This is a genomic window from Allobosea sp. TBD101 (genome assembly GCF_059817965.1).
Genome location: NZ_CM187543.1, coordinates 3,821,868 through 3,839,844 on the forward strand (window position 1 = coordinate 3,821,868; position 17,977 = coordinate 3,839,844).

Genomic DNA, 17,977 nt, shown 5'->3' on the forward strand with positions numbered 1-17,977 from the left:
GACCGGGTCAGCGCAGCGCCATGTGCCGGCTCAACCTGATTTCGAGCCTGTCCCAGACGCGGCGGATGATCTCGACCAGCACGAGATAGATCAGCGCGGCATAGAGATAGATCGTGAGGTCGAAGGAGCGTGCGAAGGCGAGCCGCGTCGCGCCCATCAGGTCGAACAGCGTCACCAGCGAGACGATGGCGCTCGACTTGATCATCACGATCAGCTCGTTTCCGAGCGGGCGCAGCGCCAGGATCATCGCCTGCGGCAGCACGACGAGGCGCAGCGTCGACCAGCGATGCAGGCCGAGCGAGAGCGCCCCCTCGAATTGGCCGCGCGGGATGGCCTGGATGGCGCCGCGCAGGATCTCGGCCTGATAGGCGGCGGTATTGATGGTGAAGGTGAACAGCGCGCAGAAGAACGGCTCGCGGAAGAACCACCACAGGCCGATGCCCTGCCAGAACTCGCGGAACTGGCCGAGCCCGTAATAGACGAGGAAAAGCTGACAGAGCAGCGGCGTGCCGCGCAGGAAGGTGGTGTAGCCGCTCACCGCCATCCGCGCCCAGCGCGGGCCGTAGAGCCGGGTCACGGCAAGGCCGAGCGCCAGAAAGAATCCGATGGCGACCGAGATCGCCACGAGTTCGAAGGTGACCCAGAGGCCGCTCGCCATGCGGCAGCCGTAGTTCTGCAGCACTTCGCTGCCGACCCAGGCGCCGGGATATTCGCACCAGTTCATCGCGTCGCTCCGCCGAAGGCGGCCTGGCCGCGATTGGTGCGCTGCTCGAGCTTGTCGATGCCCCAGGCGGAGACCAGCGAGAAGAAGAAATAGAGCAGCATCGCCGTGCCGAAGAACAGGAACGGCTCCTTGGTCACGACATTGGCCCGCGTCGCAATGAACATGATGTCCTGCAGCGTGATCACGGAGATCAGCGAGGTCTCCTTCAGAAGCACCATCCAGTTATTGCCGAGGCCGGGCAGCGCCACGCGGATCAGTTGCGGGAAGACGACGAGGCGGAAGGCCTGCGCCTTCGAGAGGCCGAGCGCGGCGGCAGCCTCGCGCTGGCCCTTCTGGATCGAATTGAGCGCGCCGACCCAGACCTCGCTGGAGAAGGCGGCAAGCACCATGCCGAGCGCGACCATGCCCGCGCCAAAGGGCGGAATCGAGAAGCCCGGCCAGACCTGCTGCACCAGGATCTGGATGCCGAAATAGATGATGTAGAGTGTGAGCAATTCCGGCACGCCGCGGAACACGGTGGTGTAGATCGTCGCCAGCGCGCGCAGCAGGATGTTATCGGAGCGCTTCAAGAGCGCGATAACGAGACCGAGCCCCAGGCCGAATGGCAGGGTTGCGAGCGCGACCGAGAGCGTCGTGGCGGCGCCCTGAAGCAGGGCCGGCCCCCAGCCGGAAGGGCCGAAGCCGAGCAATGCGAATTTTTCGAGCATGAGGTGCCGTGCGGGAGAGAATGCTCGCCGGCGCAAAGGCGCCGGCGAGAGTCAGGCGTTTGCAGGCGTCACTTGGAGAATTTCAGCCACTTGTCCTGAATCTTCTGGTTCGAGCCGTCGGCGGTCGTCTCGGCGATCGCCTTGTCGAACATGGCCTTCAGCGCCGTGTCGGACTTGCGGATCGCGGCACCTACACCCGGGCCATGGATCGCGTCGTCGCGCTTCACCTCGGCGACGAACTTGCAGCAATCCTTGCCCTTGCCGGTCAGGAAGTCCGAGAGGGCGAGCGCGTCAGCGACGATATAGTCGAGCCGGCCGTTGATCAGGTCGAGATTGGCCTCTTCCTGGGTCGGGTAGAGCCGGGGCGTCGAGTCCTTGTAGTACTTCTCGAGATAGTTGGCGTGGATGGTCGAGCCCTGCGCGCCGATCGCCTTGCCCTTCAGCGCCGCCGGCGAGATGTCGTCCGACTTGGTGCTCTTCGGGCCGATCATCCAGATCGGGGTCTTGTTGTAAGGCGTGGTGAAGTCGACCTGCTTCTTGCGCTCATCGGTCGCGTTCATGCCGGCGATGATGACGTCGTATTTGTTGGCCAGCAGCGCCGGGATGATGCCGTCCCAGTCCTGCACGACCCAGGTGCATTTCACCTTCATCCGCTCGCAGAGCAGGTTGCCGTAGTCGATCTCGTAGCCTTCGAGCTCCTTCTTGGCATTCAGGTTGTTGAAGGGCGGATAGGCGCCTTCCGTGCCGATCCGGATCTCCTTCCACTCCTTGGCCTGGGCGAGCGCCCCTGTCGCGCCGGCAACCGTCAACGCCGCCGCCGCGATGAAACGAACGAAACTCTTCATGGAACCTCCGCAGATTCAGCCGGCCGGTCTTCCTGTTGTCCCGGTCCGGTTCTGTGGCGACAGATTGGGCGCAGTTTCGCGCCGCTCGCAAGAGGGAGCGGCGCAGCTTTTCGCGGCTTGCACGCCCAAACGACCGGCGCTGACCGGAATGCGACCAAAGAAGCAGGTGATGGGCGGGCCGGAAAGGCCCCGCCATCAGGTTCAGCGGCGCGCGTCGAGAACAGCGACGATCCAGATCGCGAGACCGCCCAGCGCCAGGCCTGAGCCGACCCAGCCGGTCGAGGTCCAGCCGTAGCCGGCGGCAATCGCCATGCCGCCGAGCCAGGGGCCGAGCGCATTGGCGGCGTTGAAGGCGCTGTGGTTGAGCGCGGCAGCGAGCGTCTGCGCGTCGTCGGCAACGTCCATCAGGCGGGTCTGGAGCATGGCGCCGAGTCCGCCGCCGCTGCCGATCATGAAGATGACCAGCGAGACCGCCCAGATGTTGCCGGCCGCGAAGGGAAAGGCCGCCAGCCAGAAGGCGCTCCAGAGCAGCATGCCCGCGGTTGCGGGAACGAGCGCACGGTCGGCGGCCCAGCCGGCGACGAGCGTGCCGGCCGTCAATCCCAGACCGAAGATCGCGAGCACGACGGGAACGAGCGCGGGCGAAGCCTCGGTCACCGCCATCAGGGTCGAGGCGACATAGGTATAGACAGCAAAGAGGCCGCCGAAGCCGATCGCGCCGGTCGCCAGCGTCAGCCAGACCTGCCGCCGCTTCAGGGCGCCGAGCTCCCGCAGCGGGCTCGCGCCCGGCTGGACGGTGTCGCGCGGCGCGAACAGGGCGATCAGGACCACCGTCAGCAGGGCGAGGCCGGCGACGATGGCGAAACCCGTGCGCCAGCCCAGCACCTGCCCCATCCAGCTCGCGGCAGGAACGCCGAGAATCGTCGCAACCGTCAGGCCGAGCATGACGCGCGCCACCGATTGCGCCCGGCGATTCGGCGCCGAGAGTGAGGCCGCAACCAGCGCCGCGACACCGAAATAGGCGCCGTGCGGCAGACCGCTCAGGAAGCGGAAGACCAGCATCCAGTGATAGGTCGGGGCCAGCGCGCTCAACCCGTTGCCGAGCGCGAAGAGGGCCATCAGACCGATCAATAGCGTGCGGCGCGGAATCCGCGCCGCCAGCACGGCGATCAGGGGCGCGCCGACGACGACGCCGAGCGCATAGATGCTGATGACATGGCCCGCGGTCGGCTCGTCGATGCCGAGACCCGCCGAGAAATACGGCAGCAGGCTCATCGTCGCGAATTCGGTGGTGCCGATGGCGAAGCCGCCCATGACGAGCGCGAACAGCACGAGCCCTGCCGAGGTAGGCGCGTGAGCGGACGCGGATACGTCCAGGCTGCGATCGTTCGCGGCGAGCGTCGTATTGGGCTTTCACGGAAGGCGGCAGCGAATGCTGCGATGCAACATGAAATAGCCATGCATCACCAACCGATCAACGACGCCCGCGGCGATACTTCATGCAATCTGCGCATATCGTTTTGGCTTCCGAGCCCTCGGATCAAATGCGCTATAAGGCGGCTTCCCAGACAGGCGAGAGCGACGTGATACCCTGGACCACCCTTGATACGGCAGCCTTGCCGGACGGCAGCGGCGACCTCAGGCTCAAGCAGCGCGGCAGCGAATTCTCGATCATGCTCGGCAGCAACGAGCTGATGAACAGCCGCCTCAGCGGATCGGAAGAGGCGCTGGCGACATTGGTCTGCGACAGGCTGGGACAGCGCCGGCAGCCGAGCATCCTGATCGGCGGCCTCGGCATGGGCTTCACCCTGCGGGCCGCGCTCGACCATCTGCCTGATGATGCGCAAGTGGAGGTGGCGGAACTCATTCCCGCCGTCGTCGTCTGGGCGCGGGGGCCGATGGCCGCGGTCTTCGCCGGCTCTCTCGACGATACCCGCGTGCGGGTGAATGTCACCGACGTCGCCGCCGCGATCGGCGCCGGCAAGGCGCGCCACGACGCCATCCTGCTCGATGTCGACAATGGCCCGGAAGGGCTCACCGTCGCCGGCAACGACCAGCTCTACGGGGCGGAGGGGCTGCAGGCCGCCCGGGCGGCATTACGGCCGGGCGGCATTCTGGCGGTCTGGTCCTCGGGGCCGGATCACGGCTTCACTCGGCGTTTGCGCCAGGCCGGCTTCGCCACCGAAGAGGTGACCGCACGCGCCCGCCGCACCGGCGGCGGGGCTCGGCATGTGATCTGGCTGGCAACGCGGCCCTGAGAGCGGCGCCGCCGCCGCTCAGTTGACGAGGCAGAAGAGCTCGCAAGGAGCGGCGGTCACGGCCGTGGCGAAATCCGTGATCGCCTTCTGCGCTTCCGGCTTCAGGGACGGGCGAACCGCCTGGAGCGCCGACACGAGCGCAGTCCGGTCCGGCGGGGCCAGTGCGGTGGCGATGCCGGCGGCATTCTCGGCGAAGGCCTGCGCGATCAACAGGCGATTCGCATCGCGCAGTTCGGGGCTGCGCAGCGCCAGCGCCGCGCCGACGACGATCTCCTGCAGGCCGAGCCGCATCTCCCGCAAGCCCCGTGCCCGATCCTCGGTCTTGTCCTGATCCTTCAGCCTGGCGGCGAAATCATTGATCGCCGACAGGACGCCGCCCGCCGTCTGAAGCAGGAAGACGCGCGCCCGGGTCAGCTCGTCCTGAAACTCGACGGCATTCGCCGCCTGGTCCGGGGCCTTCCGGCCCGGCTGCGGCGAGAACAGGGCATAGGCCTGCAGGATGCTGGTCTGCTTCTTCACGAAATCGATCAGCGTGGGGAGATCGTCAGCGCCATAGGGCGGCTTGCCGAGGATTGCCGGGGCGTTCCAGACATCGGCCAGAACCTTGCCGTCGACCGGGTCCGACAGGCGCGGCAGGTTGGGCTTGCCGTCATACAGCTTGAACAGCGATTCGACGGAGGCGTAGGCGGCGTCCAGATAGGCCTTTCCGTTGGCGGGCACCTCGGCGCGCGCGGCGGGAGCCAGCAGGCAGAGCCCGCCGAGCGCGGCGATCCGTGCGATCGATCGAATCCGAATCATGGTCGTCCTTTTCCCGAAGCGCGCGCCTCAGCCAGCAGGCAGAGCTCGGTGAAGAGCACCTGTGCCGCGCACTGCGCCGTGTTGCTTGTCGCGTCGTATTGCGGGGCGACTTCTACGACATCCGCGGCGACGATGTCGCGTCCCTTCAGCGCCCGCAGGATCGCCAAGGCCTCGCGCGGGCTCAGGCCCCCGACTTCGGGCGTGCCCGTACCCGGCGCAAAGCCCGGATCGAGCGAATCGACATCGAAGGAGACATAGGTCGGCCCGTCGCCGATCACGGCCAATGCCTTCGCGATCACCGCCTCCAGGCCGAGATCGTCGACCTCGTTGGCGTGGATCACGGTCATGCCGGACTCGTAGGAGAACTCCCAGAGATATTCGGCGCCGCCGCGGATGCCGATCTGGATCACGCGCTCGGGATCGAGCACCCCGTCCAGCACCGCCTGCCGGAACGGCCCGCCATGATGGAATTTCGAACCCTCATAGGGGCCGGATGTATCGCAATGGGCGTCGATATGGACCATGCCGACCGGGCGCTTCGCGCCGACCGCCTTCAGGATCGAATAGGTGATCGAGTGGTCGCCGCCGACGGCCAGCGGCGAAACGCCGGCCTCGACGATCGTCCTGAAGGTCGCCTCGATATCCTCGTGGCAGCTCTCCAGCGAGTAACGCGAGCGGAACGGCACGTCGCCGATATCGGCCGCCTTGAGCATGGTGAAAGGGGCCGTGCCCAGCACATGATCCATCGGCCCCATGCGCTCGATCGCACGCACCGCGCGCGGACCGAGGCGCGCGCCGGCGCGATTGGTGACGCCGAGATCCATCGGCACGCCGATGATCGCGACGTCGAGCCCGCCGAGGCCGGGCGTGGTCAGGGCATCGGGGCGGTAGGGCGCACCGACGAAGGTCGCGACATCGGCGAAGGGCCATTTGCGCTTGTCGCCGGTGAACTGGGCTGCGGCCACCTTGGCGAAGTGCGGATGGTGAATGTCACCGCCGCCGGCGCCGGCATAACGCTGCCGCAGCTTCGCGAGCCTGTCCTGATCCATGCCGGCCTCCCCGCCTCACGCTCTTCAGCCGGGGATGCGTTCGAGCATCGTCATCGGCCCGTTATGGTAATCGACCTGTCCAAAGCTCTTGTAGCCGAGCTTGTGCGCCACGCGGAAGGAGGCAAGATTCTCGGGCGCGATGATGCAGACGCTGCGCTGCTCGCCATGGGTCGCGGCGAACCAGCGATGGGCCGCCGCCGCAGCCTCACCCGCATAGCCCTTGCCATGCGCGGCGCTGGCCAGGATCCAGCCAGCCTCGGGCGCATTGTCGAAATCGGGGGACAGGCCCCGGCAACCGTCGAACAGGCCGACTTCGCCGACCAGTGCGCCGCTGCCCTTCTCGACGACCGCGAACATGCCATAGCCGCGCAGGGCCCAGTGGCCGACGAGGCGCATCAGCCGGTGCCAAGCCTCCTCGCGATTGAGGGCCCGGCCGCCGAGGAAACGGACGACATTCAGGTCGCTGCGCATCGCATGGATCGCGTCGAGATCATCGATCTCGGGACGGCGCAGGCGCAGGTTTTCGGTCTCGATCATGCCCGCTTTAACCATCGCCGGAGGAGCGCGCCAAGATGCGGACGGAAACTAGCCGAAAGTCGCAGGAATCGGCGATGAAATCCCTCGCGCTTCGAAAACCCATTCGCTACAACCCGATTCCGAACGCCGGGCGGCAGAAGCTGTTTCGAAACGCCCGCACCCGCCAGACATCCGAGGAGAGTCCCTAGATGAAGCGTCGTCAGTTTATCCAGACCGCCGCAGCCGGCGCCGCTGCGACCGCCGTCGCCATGCCGGCCGTCGCCCAGTCGAATCCGGAAATCAAATGGCGCCTGGCGTCGAGCTTCCCGAAGTCCCTCGACACGATCTATGCCGGCGCCGAGATCATGGCGAAAATGGTCTCCGAGCTGACCGACGGCAAGTTCCAGATCCAGGTCTTCGCGGCCGGTGAAATCGTGCCGGCGCTGCAGGCGGCCGACGCCGTGACCAACGGCACCGTCGAGATGGCCCACACCGTCTCGTACTACTATGTCGGCAAGGACCCGACCTTCGCTGTCGCCGCCTCGGTGCCATTCGGCCTCAATGCCCGCCAGCAGAACGCCTGGCTGTTCCAGAACGGCGGCAACGAACTGTTCAACGAGTTCTACAAGAAGTTCAACATCTACGGCCTGCCCTGCGGCAATACCGGCGCGCAGATGGGCGGCTGGTTCCGCAAGGAGATCAAGTCGGTCGCCGACCTCCAGGGCCTGAAGATGCGCATCGGCGGCATCGCCGGCTCGGTGCTGAGCAAGCTCGGCGTCGTGCCGCAGCAGATCGGCGGCGGCGACATCTACCCGGCGCTCGAGAAGGGCACGATCGACGGCGCCGAGTGGGTCGGCCCCTATGACGACGAGAAGCTCGGTTTCGCCAAGGTCGCACCGTACTACTATTATCCGGGCTTCTGGGAGGGCGGCCCGACCGTGCACGCCTTCGTCAACCTGGAGAAGTGGAACGCCCTGCCGAAGGCCTACCAGGCCGCGCTGACCGCCGCCTGCACCTATGCCAACACGCAGATGGCCGCCCGCTACGACGTAGTGAACCCGGCGGCGCTGAAGCGCCTCGTCGCGGCCGGCACGCAGCTTCGCCCGTTCCCGCAGGACGTGATGGAAGCTTCCCTGAAGGCCTCCAACGAGCTCTATGCCGAGATCTCGGCCAAGAACCCGGACTTCAAGAAGGCGATCGACGCCATGGCTGCCTTCCGTTCCGACCAGTATCTCTGGTGGCAGGTCGCCGAGCTCAGCTTCGACGTCTTCCAGGTCCGCACCCGCGCTCGCTGAGCTTACCGGCGCGACAATCGCTCGACAAAGCAAGGCCCGGCGAAAGCCGGGCCTTGCTGCATTCCGGGCTCGGTCCTTCCCCTCTCCCGCCCATGATCGATCTGCGAAAAACAGGGTTCGGCGTCGATTCATGATGAAATTGCATGATAGCTATGCAAATTTCTCTTGCGCCGGCCAACAGACCTGCTTTGCTGGCGCGCATCGGCACGACCGGAAAACCGGCGAGACCCAGAGGGAGGGTATGGTTGATGAAGCGACGCCTATTCTTGAAGACCGCAGCGGCAGGGGCAGCTGCGGGCGCGATCGCCAGTCCGGCCATCGCGCAGTCGATGCCGGAGATCAGGTGGCGCATCACCTCATCCTTCCCGAAATCGCTGGATACCATCTACGGGGCTTCTGAAGTTCTCGCCAAAGCCGTCTCGGAAGCGACCGACGGCAACTTTCAGATCCAGGTTTTTGCGGCCGGCGAGATCGTGCCGGCATTGCAGGCGGCGGATGCCGTCACGAACGGCACCGTCGAGATGTGCCACACCGCGTCCTATTACTATGTCGGCAAGGATCCGACCTACGCTTTCGGCACCGCGGTGCCGTTCGGGCTCAATGCGCGCATGCAGAACGCCTGGTTCTACCATGGCGGCGGCAACGAGCTGCTGAACGAATTCTACAGGAAGGCGAGCATCTACGCCCTGCCCGGCGGCAATACCGGCTGCCAGATGGGTGGCTGGTTCCGCAAGGAGATCAAGACGGTCGCCGACCTGCAGGGCATCAAGATGCGCATCGGCGGCTTCGCCGGGCAGGTGATGAGCAAGCTCGGCGTCGTGCCGCAGCAGATCGGCGGCGGCGACATCTATCCGGCGCTCGAAAAGGGCACGATCGACGCGGCCGAGTGGGTCGGCCCGGCCGATGACGAGAAGCTCGGCTTCAACAAGGTTGCGCCGTATTACTATTATCCGGGCTGGTGGGAAGGCGGCGCCTCACTGCATTTCTTCATCAACACGAAGAAATGGGAAGAGCTGCCGAAGACCTACAAATCGCTGCTCACCACGGCCGCGGCCCAGGCCAATATCGACATGCAGGCGAAATACGACGCCCGCAATCCGCCGGCCCTGAAGCGTCTGGTCGCCGGTGGCGCGCAATTGCGCCCGTTCTCGCAGGAGATCCTCGAAGCCTGCCTGAAGGCCTCGAAGGAGGTCTATGCCGAGACCTCGGCCAAGAATCCGGACTTCAAGAAGATCTACGATTCGATGGCGGCCTTCCGCGGCGACGAATATCTCTGGTTCCAGATCGCCGAATACACCTTCGACAACTTCCTGATCCGCTCGCGCGTTTCGAATCAGCTCTGATCCAACAGAGCCCGTAGCGCGAGGGATACTCACCCCGGCGCGAGCCGGGGTTTTTCTATGGCCGGGCCTGAACGGGCGATCTTGCCACAACTGCGCCTTGCTGGCTCAGTAGCAAGGACCGTCGCCACGGATGTTCGCCATGCTCCGCACCGCCACCCTCGCCCTGCTTCTGACCGGCCTCGCAACGGCAGCTTCGGCACAGTCGATCGGCGAGCCGTTGCCCCGGAAATCAGCGCCGTACGAGGCCACCGCGAAACCGGCCGCCAAACCCGGTTCCGCCGCCCGTCCCTGCCCGGAATACGGCGCGGGCTTCATCCGGATGGAAGGTTCGGCGTTCTGCGTGCGGGCGGGCGGCGCCGTCCGAGCCGAATTCGGCAAGAGCTCCCGCAATGGCTATGGCAGCCGCGCCGACGGGGTAGTCTATCTCGAAAGCCGCGGCCAGACAGCGCTCGGTCCCGTCCGCACGGTGGTCGGCGTGCGTGGCCAGGTCAATCGCGGGCTCGATTCCGGCCCCTTCCGCTACTGAGCATCCGGACTACCGCAGCAGGCGCGTCACTTCCTGCCGCAAGGCGGGCAGGAGTTCCTTCTCGAACCACGGGTTGCGCTTGAGCCAGGCATTGTTGCGCCATGACGGGTGCGGCAGCGGCAGGACGCGCGGAAAGCCCGGCCGCGCGAGGATTTCACGCCAGTCAGCGACGGTCGCGGAGAGATTGGCCGCTTCCTTCGCACCGAGATGCCAGCTCTGGGCATAACGCCCGATCGCCAGCACGAGTTCGACCCGCGGCAGACCCGCGAAAACGCGGCTCCGCCAGGTCGGCGCGCATTCCCGCCGCGGAGGCTTGTCGCCGCCCTTGGCATCGAGGCCGGGAAAGCAGAACCCCATCGGCACGATCGCCACCTTGGCCGCATCGTAGAACAGCGCTTCGTCGATGCCGAGCCAACTGCGCAGGCGCACGCCCGAAGGGTCGGTGAAGGGCCGGCCGCTGGCATGGACGCGGGTGCCCGGCGCCTGCCCGGCGATGCAGAGCCGGGCCGTCGCCGCAGCCTGGATGACCGGGCGGGGCTGATGCGGCAAGGGCGGCAGGTAGAGCGGAGCGTCACGGCAGATGCGGCAGGCTCGCAGCTCCGCCAGCACCTCATCGAGCCCCTCGCCGGGGCTCATCGGCCTGCCAGACGCGACCGGCCCGGTGCCCGCGAGATCAGGCCGTCGCAAACCCAGTCGGATTTCTTCGTGGCGTAGTCGTATGGATCGCCCTTCTCGACGCGAGCGAGGCCGTTGATCCGGCCGCTCGGGCGGCTGCGGATGACGATCAGGTCGCCGCTGGTCTCGATGGCGAAGCAATAGGTGCGGCGCGTTTCGAGTGGTCCGTAATAATAGCAGACGGAATCCGGCGTCGTGGTCCAGCAGGCATCGGTATTCGTCAGATGGCGATTATGCCCGCTCGCCCGACCATCGGCGTGATGATACTCACTGAACGGCAGGTTGCTGCCGGAATAGCGGCCGGAGACGGTGTTGCCCTCGAAGAGCCGCCTGATCTGATCGCCGCTCAGGCGCTCGACCGCAGGTGCCTGGCTTGCGGCCAGCAGGCCGAACGCAAAGCCGGCGATACCTGCGAGCCTGGTCATCAGCGCCGCGCCAGCTTCCGGCTCATCGGGGGACCGGGCGCCCGCGAGATAAGCCCGTCGCAATACCAGGGCGTGCCGTTATCGCTATGATTGCGGGGATTGCCGAGTTCGACCTTGGCCAGCGCGTTGACCATGCCGTTGCCGTTGTTGCGCAGGACGTAGAGATCGCCGCTCATCTCAACCGAGAAGCAATGCACCGTGCGATCGGTCTGCGGGCCGTAATAGTAGCAGATGCTATCCGGCTTGGTGATCCAGCAGGCATCGGCATTGGACTGCCAGCCGTTATGGCCGAGCGCCCTGCCATCGGGGTCGTGATATTCGGTGAAGAAGCCGCCATTGGTGTAGCGGCCGGAGACCGTATTGCCCCGGAAGGCGCGCTCGATCGCCTGGCCGCTCAGCCTTTCGGCGGCCGGTGCATGAGCGGGCGAGGTCAGGACGGCGAGCAGGGCCAAAGCGAACCGGCGCATCAGATCTTCCAGCTCGGGCGGCCGGACAATTCGCCATGCCAGCGGCGGATATGGACGAAATCCTCCGGCAGCGGGATGCGCGACGGCTTCATGAAATCGATGGCGATGCCGGCCGTGATGTCGGCCACCGTCAGGGCATCGCCGCAGATGAAGGGATTGGCCGCGAGCTGCAATTCGAGCAGCCAGAGATGGTCGTCCATCTGGTCGCGATTGGCCTCGGCCCATTCCGGCACCTGCTCCTCCAGCTCCGCCATCGAGGGATGGCTGTGGCGGAAGACGGCGGCGACGCTGGCGAAGAGGCCGAGCTCGACGCGGCGGTTCCACATCTCGATGGTCGCCTGCTCCTTCGCATCGCGGCCGAAGAGCGGCGGCTGCGGGTGCAGCGCCTCGATATAGCGGCAGATCGCGATGGTCTCGGCGAGTGCCGTGCCGTCGTCGAGTTCGAGGACAGGCAGGCGCTGGGCGGGGTTGAGCCGGGTGAAAGCCTCGGTCCTGTGCTCCTTCTTGGCGATGTCGACCGGCACGAGCTCCGGCAGCGGCACGCCCTTCTCGGCGAAGAAGATGCGGACCCGTCGTGGATTCGGCGCCCGTCCGCCATCATAGAGCTTCATCGGATCCCCTCCGTCTGCCGCCGTACCCGATCACGGCCCACGCCGGAAGGTCAACCGGATTGCCGGCGCTTCATGACGCCAGCAAGGCGGAAAGCCTCAGCGAGAGTGGCTGCGGCGCCAGGCTTCCGGGCGCTCGAACTGCGTGGCCCAGATGCCGCGGCCGGCGGCTCGCGCCGCGTCCTCCTCGGCACGGTAGGCGCCGTAGGAGACCGCATGGCCTTCGCGCACCAGCGTCGCGTTGATGTCGGTGCCGCCCTGCCGGCAGCGGGCGAGGCCGCGGCCATAGCGATCGGCCTTGCCGATCTCGCAATGCGTCTCGCCGCGCGCCAGCATCGCCTGCAACGCGCGGCGCGCCTCGCGCCCGCACGCAACCGGCCTGCCGTCGCGGGCAGTGCAGCTCTGGCGGTATTCGGGTGCGTCGATGCCTTCCAGACGCAATTCCTCGCCGAGCAGCCGGACCGAATCGCCATCGATCGCCTGAGCCGCTCCCGTGAGTTCGCGCGCCGGCCCGAGCCGATACTGCAGGATCGCGCCGGCAAGCCCGAGAAAGCCGAGCAGGCCGAGCGCCACGACGAAGTCGACCGGCCGGCCGACGCGGCGCCAGCCGAAAGGTCCATAGCGGGAGCGACCGAATCCGAAGGGTGCCATCAGGAAGAGCTTAACGATTTGGTGTCCATGATGGCGAGCCGGGCCCTGCATGCCGCAGGGACCGAACGAGGATACACGCTCCCTATCATGGCGGAAGTGACGGCCGAACAGGTGCAGCGCGGGCGCGGACCCGACCCCTCGGCCGTGGCACGCCGGAAGCTGGTCACGCGCGAGGTCAAGTCCGCGCGCGAACGGCTGACCTCCTCGACCGGGCTGGAACGCGCCTTCGACAACGAACTGCTGCGCGTCTTCGCGCAATACCGGATCGCGGGCTCCGCCGGCACGCTGGTCCTCGTGCTTGGCATCGCCGCCGCCTCTTGCCTCTGGCTGCCTGCTCCGCTCGTCGCGGTCTGGAGCGGCACGGTGCTGCTCTCGACGATGATCATCGTGCTGATGGCGCGACGCTTCCTGACAAAGGCTGCCGGCGAGGTCCGGTTGAAATTCTGGCGCCGGCTCTTCGCCCTCGCCGAGGGCATGCACGGCCTGACCTGGTCGCTGCTGCTGTTCCTGTTCGTCTCGGTCGATGCGCCCGGTGCCAAGGTCTTCGCCACCACCGCCCTGCTGATCGTCAGCGCGCTCACCGTCATGCTCTCGGCGACGATCCCGATCGCGGTCTATGCCGGGCTGAGCCCGATCATCCTCGGAATCATGGTCTTCTTCTGGGACCGGCGCGACATGGACAGCGTCACCATGGCGCTGATGGCGGCCTCGGCCCAGCTCTTCTTCATCTTCCTCGCCAACCGGCTCTATGCGAGCTCGGTCGCCTCGATCGTGTTCAGGGCCGAGAAGGACGCGCTGATCGCCGAGCTCGAAACCGCCAACGCCAATTCGGACGAGGCCCGGCGCAAGGCGGAAGAGGCAAACCTCGCCAAATCGCGCTTCCTCGCGACGATGAGCCACGAGTTGCGCACGCCGCTCAACGCCATCCTCGGCTTTTCCGAGGTGATGAAGAACGAGATCTTCGGCGGGCATGCCAATGCCGCCTACAAGGAATACTCGGCCGATATCCACGGCTCGGGCCAGCACCTGCTCAATCTGATCAACGAGATTCTCGACCTCTCGCGCATAGAAGCCGGCAAATACGAGCTGAACGAGGAGGCGCTTTCGCTTCCCAGCATCGTCGAGGAGTGCCAGCACATGCTGGCGCTGCGGGCCAAGGCCAAGGGCCAGAGCATCCGGGCGCTGGCCGAGCCCGACCTGCCGCGCGTCTGGGCCGATGAGCGCGCCATCCGTCAGGCCGTGCTCAACGTGCTCTCGAACGCGATCAAGTTCACGCCCCAGGGTGGCGAAATCACCGTCAAGGTCGGCTGGACCGCGACGGGCGGACAATATGTCTCCGTCACCGATACCGGCCCCGGCATTCCCGAGAACGAGATTCCGATCGTGATGCAGAGCTTCGGGCGTGGCTCCCTTGCGATCAAGACGGCCGAGCAGGGCTCAGGCCTCGGCCTGCCGATCGTCAAGGGGCTGATCGACCTGCATGGCGGCGGCTTCCTCCTCAAGTCCAAGCCGCGCGCCGGCACCGAGGTGACGATCACGCTGCCGGCCGAACGCGTGATGGACACGCTCGCCGCCTTGCCCGAACCGAAGGCGAAGCCGCGCGCCGCCTGATCCAGCCGCCCGAATCTCGCCTCATCGCTCGGCGACATCCTTTCACAGCCTCGTTCAGGCATTTCCTCCAGCCTCTCGGACCATCGGATCATGAACCGGAAAACGCGCGTCGCCGTGCTCTATGGGGGTAAGTCGGGCGAGCATGAGGTATCGCTGAAATCGGCGGCCTCGGTCCTGCGCTATATCGACCGCGAGCGCTTCGAGCCCGTCCCGGTGAGCATCGATAAGCAGGGCCGCTGGCAGTGCCACGACTTGCGCCGGATCGAAGGGGCCAATACCGAGAGCCTGCCCATCCCAACGGATTCGCCCGCGATCCGGCTGGAGCCGCAAGGCGAGCGCACCGCGATCCTGCCTGCCGACAGCACCGCGCCGGCGATCGCGCCGGTCGATGTCGTGTTCCCGGTGATCCATGGCCCGCTCTGCGAGGATGGCGCGATGCAGGGCCTGCTGGAACTCGCCGGGGCGGCCTATGTCGGCTCGGGAGTGCTGGCCTCGGCGGTCGGCATGCACAAGGACATCGCGAAGCGGCTGGCGGCGCTCGCCGGCCTGCCGGTCGCGCCTTATCTCGCCCTATCCCGCCGCGACTGGCGGCGCGATCCCGCGGGCTCGGCCAAGGCGGCCGAGGGGCGGCTCACGCTCCCCGTCTTCGTCAAGCCCTGCAACATGGGCTCCAGCGTCGGCGTCCATAAGGTCAAGAGCTGGGAGGCGCTCGACGCCGCGCTCACCGACGCCTTCCAGTACGACACCAAGGTCCTGATCGAGCAGGGCATCGATGCCCGCGAGATCGAGGTCGCGGTGCTCGACGGCGATCCGCCGGTGGCGAGCGTCGCCAGCGAACTCAATGCCGGCCCGCAGCATGAATTCTACTCCTACGAGGCGAAGTATCTCGACCAGGACGGCGCCAGCGTCGACCTGCCGGCCAAGCTCGATGCCGCGCAGATGGCGCGCGTGCGGCAGCTCGCGATCGATGCCTTCCTTGCGCTGGAATGCAGCGGTCTCGCGCGCGTCGATTTCTTCCTCGATCGCCAGAGCGGCGCCTTCTACTTCAACGAGATCAACACGCTGCCGGGCTTCACCGCGATCAGCATGTATCCGAAGATGATGGAGGCCTCCGGCCTGCCTTACCCCGCCCTGATCACACGGCTGATCGAGCTGGCACAGGAGCGCCATGCCGAGCGGGCGGGATTGAAGACGGATTACGCGGAGTAGGAGCTCCACCGCCGTCATTCTCGGGCGAGGCGAAGCTTCGACCCGAGAATCTCAGGACAAAAAAGATGCTGGTTTCCGAGATGCTCGGGTCAGGTCTGCGCATGACGGCTGGAATCAATCCTTCCGCGTGACCTGTGCCTGCTCGAAGGTCGCCATGCCCGAATGGACCGCCGCCGCTGCCTTGACGAGGCCGGCGGCAAGCGCAGCGCCCGTGCCCTCGCCGAGGCGCATGTCGAGCGCCAGCAGCGGCACCTTGCCGAGACGGGCGAGCACGTCGGCATGGGCGCCCTCTGCCGAGAGATGGCCGGCGATGCAATGGTCGATGGTCGAAGGCTCGATCGCGTGCAGGATCGCCGCGGCGGCCGTCACGACATAGCCGTCGAGGATCACCGGGATGCGCTGCGAGCGCGCGGCGATGATGGCGCCGCAGATCGCCGCGACCTCGCGCCCGCCGAGACGGCGGAGCACTTCGAGCGGGTCCTTGAGATGGGCGCGATGCAAAGCGAGGCCGGCTTCCACCGCCGCGACCTTGCGCTTCAGCCCCTCGTCGTCGACGCCGGTGCCGCGACCGCACCAATGCGCGGCATCGCCACCATAGAGCGCCGCATAGATCGCCGCCGCCGAGGTGGTGTTGCCGATGCCCATCTCGCCGAGGCAGAGCAGGTCGGTGCCGCCGACGAGCGCTTCCATGCCGAAGGCCATGGTGGCGACGCAGGCGCGCTCGTCGAGCGCGTCGGTCTGGGTGAAGTCGCCAGTCGGCAGGTCGAGCGCGAGGTCGAAGACCTTGAAGCCGAGATCATAGGCCGCGCAGATCTGGTTGATCGCAGCGCCGCCGGCGGCGAAATTCTCCAGCATCTGCCGCGTCACCGTCTGCGGGTAAGCCGAGACGCCCTGCGCGACCACACCATGGTTGCCGGCGAAGACGCAGACCAGCGGGCGCCTGACTTCCGGCGGAGCCTTGCCCTGCCAGGCGGCGAGCCATTCGGCGATCTCCTCCAGGCGGCCGAGGCTGCCGGCCGGCTTGGTGAGGTTGGCGTCGCGGGCGCGCACCGCATTGGCCGCCGCCATGTCGGGGCCGGGCATCGCGGCGATGAGCTCGCGGATATCATCGAAGGGCAATCCGGAGGCGGCCATGGTCAAATCCATCTCGCGAGGGCGCCGCATCAGCGCATCGGCATGGCGGCAGGATTAGCGCTGCTGCTATAGGGTCGGGAGCGTGAAGACAATCGAGCGAGACGACGCGGCAGGCATGGCAGAGGCCGAAACCACGAGCGAGGCGCCCCCGCCGGACTGGCCGGGCTGGGGAATCGCGACCGCGATCTGCCTGCGCTTCTGGTCGCGCCTGCCCATGCCGTTGCTGCCTGGCGAGAGCGATGGCCATGGCATTCCGGATTTCCGTGAGGTGCCGCGCGCCCTGCCCTTCGCTGCGCTGGTCATCGCCGCGCCGGCCGCGCTCGTCGCGCTGGGGGCCGGGCTTGCAGGGCTTAGTGGCTTCATCGTCGCAGCGCTGGCGCTGACGACGCTCGCGCTGACGACGGGCGCTTTCCATGAGGACGGATTGGCCGATACCGCCGACGGTCTCTTCGGCGGGCATACGGTCGAGCGCCGGCTGGAGATCATGAAGGATAGCCGCATCGGCTCCTATGGCGCGCTGGCGCTGGGGCTCTCGCTGCTGCTACGTGCGAGCCTGATCGCGATGATCCTCGACAGGTCCGGCGCATGGGCGGCGGCGGCCACGGTGCTCGTGGCGGCGCCCTGGTCGCGTGCAGAAGGACTGTTCATGCTCGCGACGCAGCCGGCGGCACGCAACAGCGGGGCTGCGGCGGCCGTCGGCCAGCCGACGGTGCTGACGGCGCGGATCGCTTTGGGACTCAGCCTCTTTCTCGCGACCGGGATTGGCCTTGCGGCGCAATTGCCGATCGCTGGACTACTGATCGGGTTCGCGCTGGCGCATGGCGCGGCTGCCGTGTTGTCGCGCATGGCACGGCGGCTCATCGGCGGGCAGACGGGCGACATCCTTGGCGCGGCCCAGCAGCTCGCCGAGATCGCGATCTATCTCGGGCTGGCGCTGGCTCTGGGGTGGGTGGGACGGTGAGCGCCGCCTCGACGCCCTGCATCAAAATCTGCGTGATCGACCCCATGAGCAAGCTCTGCGAGGGCTGCGGGCGGACGCTCGCCGAGATCGCGCAATGGGGCCGATTGAGCGAAGCCGAGCGGCTGGCGATCATGGCGGTGCTGCCGAAGCGATTGGCCGATCGCAAGGACTGAAG

Annotated in this window: 21 protein-coding genes; 8 read left to right on the top strand and 13 right to left on the bottom strand. The window is 66.8% G+C overall.

What is annotated here, in order from left to right; all coding sequences use genetic code 11:
• Positions 1-7 precede the first annotated feature (7 nt).
• The 4 genes from AC6RIC_RS18600 to AC6RIC_RS18615 form a co-directional block, all read right to left on the bottom strand.
• Complete coding sequence (locus AC6RIC_RS18600; protein ID WP_499733436.1) at positions 8-724, bottom strand: ABC transporter permease; 717 nt, start codon at positions 722-724, stop codon at positions 8-10.
• Positions 721-1,431 (bottom strand): ABC transporter permease, encoded by a 711-nt coding sequence (locus AC6RIC_RS18605; protein ID WP_499733437.1) that lies wholly within the window; start codon positions 1,429-1,431, stop codon positions 721-723. The genes AC6RIC_RS18600 and AC6RIC_RS18605 overlap by 4 nt, the downstream gene beginning before the upstream one ends.
• Before the next feature lie 68 nt (positions 1,432-1,499).
• The gene (locus tag AC6RIC_RS18610; RefSeq protein ID WP_454657610.1) at positions 1,500-2,276 is read right to left on the bottom strand and encodes a transporter substrate-binding domain-containing protein; all 777 of its coding nucleotides are present in this window, start codon (positions 2,274-2,276) and stop codon (positions 1,500-1,502) included.
• A gap of 201 nt (positions 2,277-2,477) precedes the next feature.
• Positions 2,478-3,653: an MFS transporter gene (locus AC6RIC_RS18615; protein WP_499736623.1), complete on the bottom strand. Its 1,176-nt coding sequence runs from the start codon at positions 3,651-3,653 to the stop codon at positions 2,478-2,480.
• A 206-nt stretch (positions 3,654-3,859) separates the two neighbouring features.
• Between AC6RIC_RS18615 and AC6RIC_RS18620 the strand changes: the two genes are divergently transcribed.
• Positions 3,860-4,534, top strand: coding sequence for a spermidine synthase (locus tag AC6RIC_RS18620; protein ID WP_499736624.1), 675 nt, complete (start codon positions 3,860-3,862; stop codon positions 4,532-4,534).
• 18 nt (positions 4,535-4,552) lie between these two features.
• Here AC6RIC_RS18620 and AC6RIC_RS18625 read toward each other — a convergent pair whose 3' ends face one another.
• Genes AC6RIC_RS18625 through AC6RIC_RS18635 form a run of 3 tightly spaced genes read right to left on the bottom strand, consistent with a single transcriptional unit; the run spans position 4,553 to position 6,918 of the window.
• A complete protein-coding gene (locus tag AC6RIC_RS18625; protein WP_454657613.1) occupies positions 4,553-5,332 on the bottom strand; it encodes a hypothetical protein in 780 nt (259 codons plus the stop codon).
• Entirely contained in the window at positions 5,329-6,381 is a 1,053-nt protein-coding gene (gene speB / locus AC6RIC_RS18630) for an agmatinase (RefSeq protein ID WP_499733438.1), read from the bottom strand. The genes AC6RIC_RS18625 and speB overlap by 4 nt, the downstream gene beginning before the upstream one ends.
• Before the next feature lie 24 nt (positions 6,382-6,405).
• Positions 6,406-6,918, bottom strand: coding sequence for a GNAT family N-acetyltransferase (locus AC6RIC_RS18635; protein ID WP_499733439.1), 513 nt, complete (start codon positions 6,916-6,918; stop codon positions 6,406-6,408).
• A 188-nt stretch (positions 6,919-7,106) separates the two neighbouring features.
• On the opposite strand from AC6RIC_RS18635, the gene AC6RIC_RS18640 reads away from it, so the two are divergent.
• From AC6RIC_RS18640 to AC6RIC_RS18650, 3 genes are all read left to right on the top strand, one after another.
• On the top strand, positions 7,107-8,192 hold the full coding sequence (locus tag AC6RIC_RS18640) for a TRAP transporter substrate-binding protein (protein WP_454657616.1): 1,086 nt from the start codon (positions 7,107-7,109) through the stop codon (positions 8,190-8,192).
• 248 nt (positions 8,193-8,440) lie between these two features.
• Positions 8,441-9,535: a TRAP transporter substrate-binding protein gene (locus AC6RIC_RS18645; RefSeq protein ID WP_499733440.1), complete on the top strand. Its 1,095-nt coding sequence runs from the start codon at positions 8,441-8,443 to the stop codon at positions 9,533-9,535.
• A 139-nt stretch (positions 9,536-9,674) separates the two neighbouring features.
• On the top strand, positions 9,675-10,061 hold the full coding sequence (locus tag AC6RIC_RS18650) for a hypothetical protein (RefSeq protein ID WP_499733441.1): 387 nt from the start codon (positions 9,675-9,677) through the stop codon (positions 10,059-10,061).
• A gap of 9 nt (positions 10,062-10,070) precedes the next feature.
• Here the strand turns inward: AC6RIC_RS18650 and AC6RIC_RS18655 are convergent, their stop codons facing one another.
• From AC6RIC_RS18655 to AC6RIC_RS18675, 5 genes are all read right to left on the bottom strand, one after another.
• Positions 10,071-10,697, bottom strand: coding sequence for a uracil-DNA glycosylase family protein (locus AC6RIC_RS18655; protein ID WP_499733442.1), 627 nt, complete (start codon positions 10,695-10,697; stop codon positions 10,071-10,073).
• Positions 10,694-11,161: a hypothetical protein gene (locus tag AC6RIC_RS18660; RefSeq protein WP_499733443.1), complete on the bottom strand. Its 468-nt coding sequence runs from the start codon at positions 11,159-11,161 to the stop codon at positions 10,694-10,696. Before AC6RIC_RS18660 ends, AC6RIC_RS18655 begins: the two co-directional genes overlap by 4 nt.
• Entirely contained in the window at positions 11,161-11,628 is a 468-nt protein-coding gene (locus AC6RIC_RS18665) for a hypothetical protein (RefSeq protein WP_499733444.1), read from the bottom strand. Before AC6RIC_RS18665 ends, AC6RIC_RS18660 begins: the two co-directional genes overlap by 1 nt.
• Positions 11,628-12,239: a glutathione S-transferase family protein gene (locus tag AC6RIC_RS18670; RefSeq protein WP_454657622.1), complete on the bottom strand. Its 612-nt coding sequence runs from the start codon at positions 12,237-12,239 to the stop codon at positions 11,628-11,630. Before AC6RIC_RS18670 ends, AC6RIC_RS18665 begins: the two co-directional genes overlap by 1 nt.
• 96 nt (positions 12,240-12,335) lie before the next feature.
• Positions 12,336-12,887, bottom strand: a complete 552-nt coding sequence (locus AC6RIC_RS18675; protein WP_454657623.1) for a thermonuclease family protein — start codon at positions 12,885-12,887, stop codon at positions 12,336-12,338.
• 87 nt (positions 12,888-12,974) lie between these two features.
• On the opposite strand from AC6RIC_RS18675, the gene AC6RIC_RS18680 reads away from it, so the two are divergent.
• Together AC6RIC_RS18680 and AC6RIC_RS18685 are read left to right on the top strand one after the other, a co-directional pair.
• Positions 12,975-14,498: a sensor histidine kinase gene (locus AC6RIC_RS18680; RefSeq protein ID WP_454657624.1), complete on the top strand. Its 1,524-nt coding sequence runs from the start codon at positions 12,975-12,977 to the stop codon at positions 14,496-14,498.
• A gap of 90 nt (positions 14,499-14,588) precedes the next feature.
• Positions 14,589-15,707, top strand: a complete 1,119-nt coding sequence (locus AC6RIC_RS18685) for a D-alanine--D-alanine ligase family protein (RefSeq protein ID WP_454657625.1) — start codon at positions 14,589-14,591, stop codon at positions 15,705-15,707.
• Positions 15,708-15,821: 114 nt separating this feature from the next.
• On the opposite strand, the gene cobT is transcribed toward AC6RIC_RS18685, so the two are convergent.
• Positions 15,822-16,841: a nicotinate-nucleotide--dimethylbenzimidazole phosphoribosyltransferase gene (gene cobT / locus AC6RIC_RS18690; RefSeq protein WP_499733445.1), complete on the bottom strand. Its 1,020-nt coding sequence runs from the start codon at positions 16,839-16,841 to the stop codon at positions 15,822-15,824.
• A 115-nt stretch (positions 16,842-16,956) separates the two neighbouring features.
• Here cobT and AC6RIC_RS18695 point away from each other — a divergent pair, with 115 nt between their 5' ends.
• Entirely contained in the window at positions 16,957-17,802 is an 846-nt protein-coding gene (locus AC6RIC_RS18695; RefSeq protein ID WP_499733446.1) for an adenosylcobinamide-GDP ribazoletransferase, read from the top strand.
• A gap of 44 nt (positions 17,803-17,846) precedes the next feature.
• Entirely contained in the window at positions 17,847-17,975 is a 129-nt protein-coding gene (locus AC6RIC_RS18700; RefSeq protein WP_499733447.1) for a DUF1289 domain-containing protein, read from the top strand.
• The last annotated feature ends 2 nt before the right edge of the window (positions 17,976-17,977 follow it).

Coding starts and splice junctions, on each gene's coding strand:
- AC6RIC_RS18600 (WP_499733436.1), bottom strand. CDS start 724: ATGAACTGGTGCGAATATCCCGGCGCCTGGGTCGGCAGCGAAGTGCTG.
- AC6RIC_RS18605 (WP_499733437.1), bottom strand. CDS start 1,431: ATGCTCGAAAAATTCGCATTGCTCGGCTTCGGCCCTTCCGGCTGGGGG.
- AC6RIC_RS18610 (WP_454657610.1), bottom strand. CDS start 2,276: ATGAAGAGTTTCGTTCGTTTCATCGCGGCGGCGGCGTTGACGGTTGCC.
- AC6RIC_RS18625 (WP_454657613.1), bottom strand. CDS start 5,332: ATGATTCGGATTCGATCGATCGCACGGATCGCCGCGCTCGGCGGGCTC.
- speB (WP_499733438.1), bottom strand. CDS start 6,381: ATGGATCAGGACAGGCTCGCGAAGCTGCGGCAGCGTTATGCCGGCGCC.
- AC6RIC_RS18635 (WP_499733439.1), bottom strand. CDS start 6,918: ATGATCGAGACCGAAAACCTGCGCCTGCGCCGTCCCGAGATCGATGAT.
- AC6RIC_RS18640 (WP_454657616.1), top strand. CDS start 7,107: ATGAAGCGTCGTCAGTTTATCCAGACCGCCGCAGCCGGCGCCGCTGCG.
- AC6RIC_RS18645 (WP_499733440.1), top strand. CDS start 8,441: ATGAAGCGACGCCTATTCTTGAAGACCGCAGCGGCAGGGGCAGCTGCG.
- AC6RIC_RS18650 (WP_499733441.1), top strand. CDS start 9,675: ATGCTCCGCACCGCCACCCTCGCCCTGCTTCTGACCGGCCTCGCAACG.
- AC6RIC_RS18655 (WP_499733442.1), bottom strand. CDS start 10,697: ATGAGCCCCGGCGAGGGGCTCGATGAGGTGCTGGCGGAGCTGCGAGCC.
- AC6RIC_RS18660 (WP_499733443.1), bottom strand. CDS start 11,161: ATGACCAGGCTCGCAGGTATCGCCGGCTTTGCGTTCGGCCTGCTGGCC.
- AC6RIC_RS18665 (WP_499733444.1), bottom strand. CDS start 11,628: ATGCGCCGGTTCGCTTTGGCCCTGCTCGCCGTCCTGACCTCGCCCGCT.
- AC6RIC_RS18670 (WP_454657622.1), bottom strand. CDS start 12,239: ATGAAGCTCTATGATGGCGGACGGGCGCCGAATCCACGACGGGTCCGC.
- AC6RIC_RS18675 (WP_454657623.1), bottom strand. CDS start 12,887: ATGGCACCCTTCGGATTCGGTCGCTCCCGCTATGGACCTTTCGGCTGG.
- AC6RIC_RS18680 (WP_454657624.1), top strand. CDS start 12,975: ATGGCGGAAGTGACGGCCGAACAGGTGCAGCGCGGGCGCGGACCCGAC.
- AC6RIC_RS18685 (WP_454657625.1), top strand. CDS start 14,589: ATGAACCGGAAAACGCGCGTCGCCGTGCTCTATGGGGGTAAGTCGGGC.
- cobT (WP_499733445.1), bottom strand. CDS start 16,841: ATGGCCGCCTCCGGATTGCCCTTCGATGATATCCGCGAGCTCATCGCC.
- AC6RIC_RS18695 (WP_499733446.1), top strand. CDS start 16,957: ATGGCAGAGGCCGAAACCACGAGCGAGGCGCCCCCGCCGGACTGGCCG.
- AC6RIC_RS18700 (WP_499733447.1), top strand. CDS start 17,847: ATGAGCAAGCTCTGCGAGGGCTGCGGGCGGACGCTCGCCGAGATCGCG.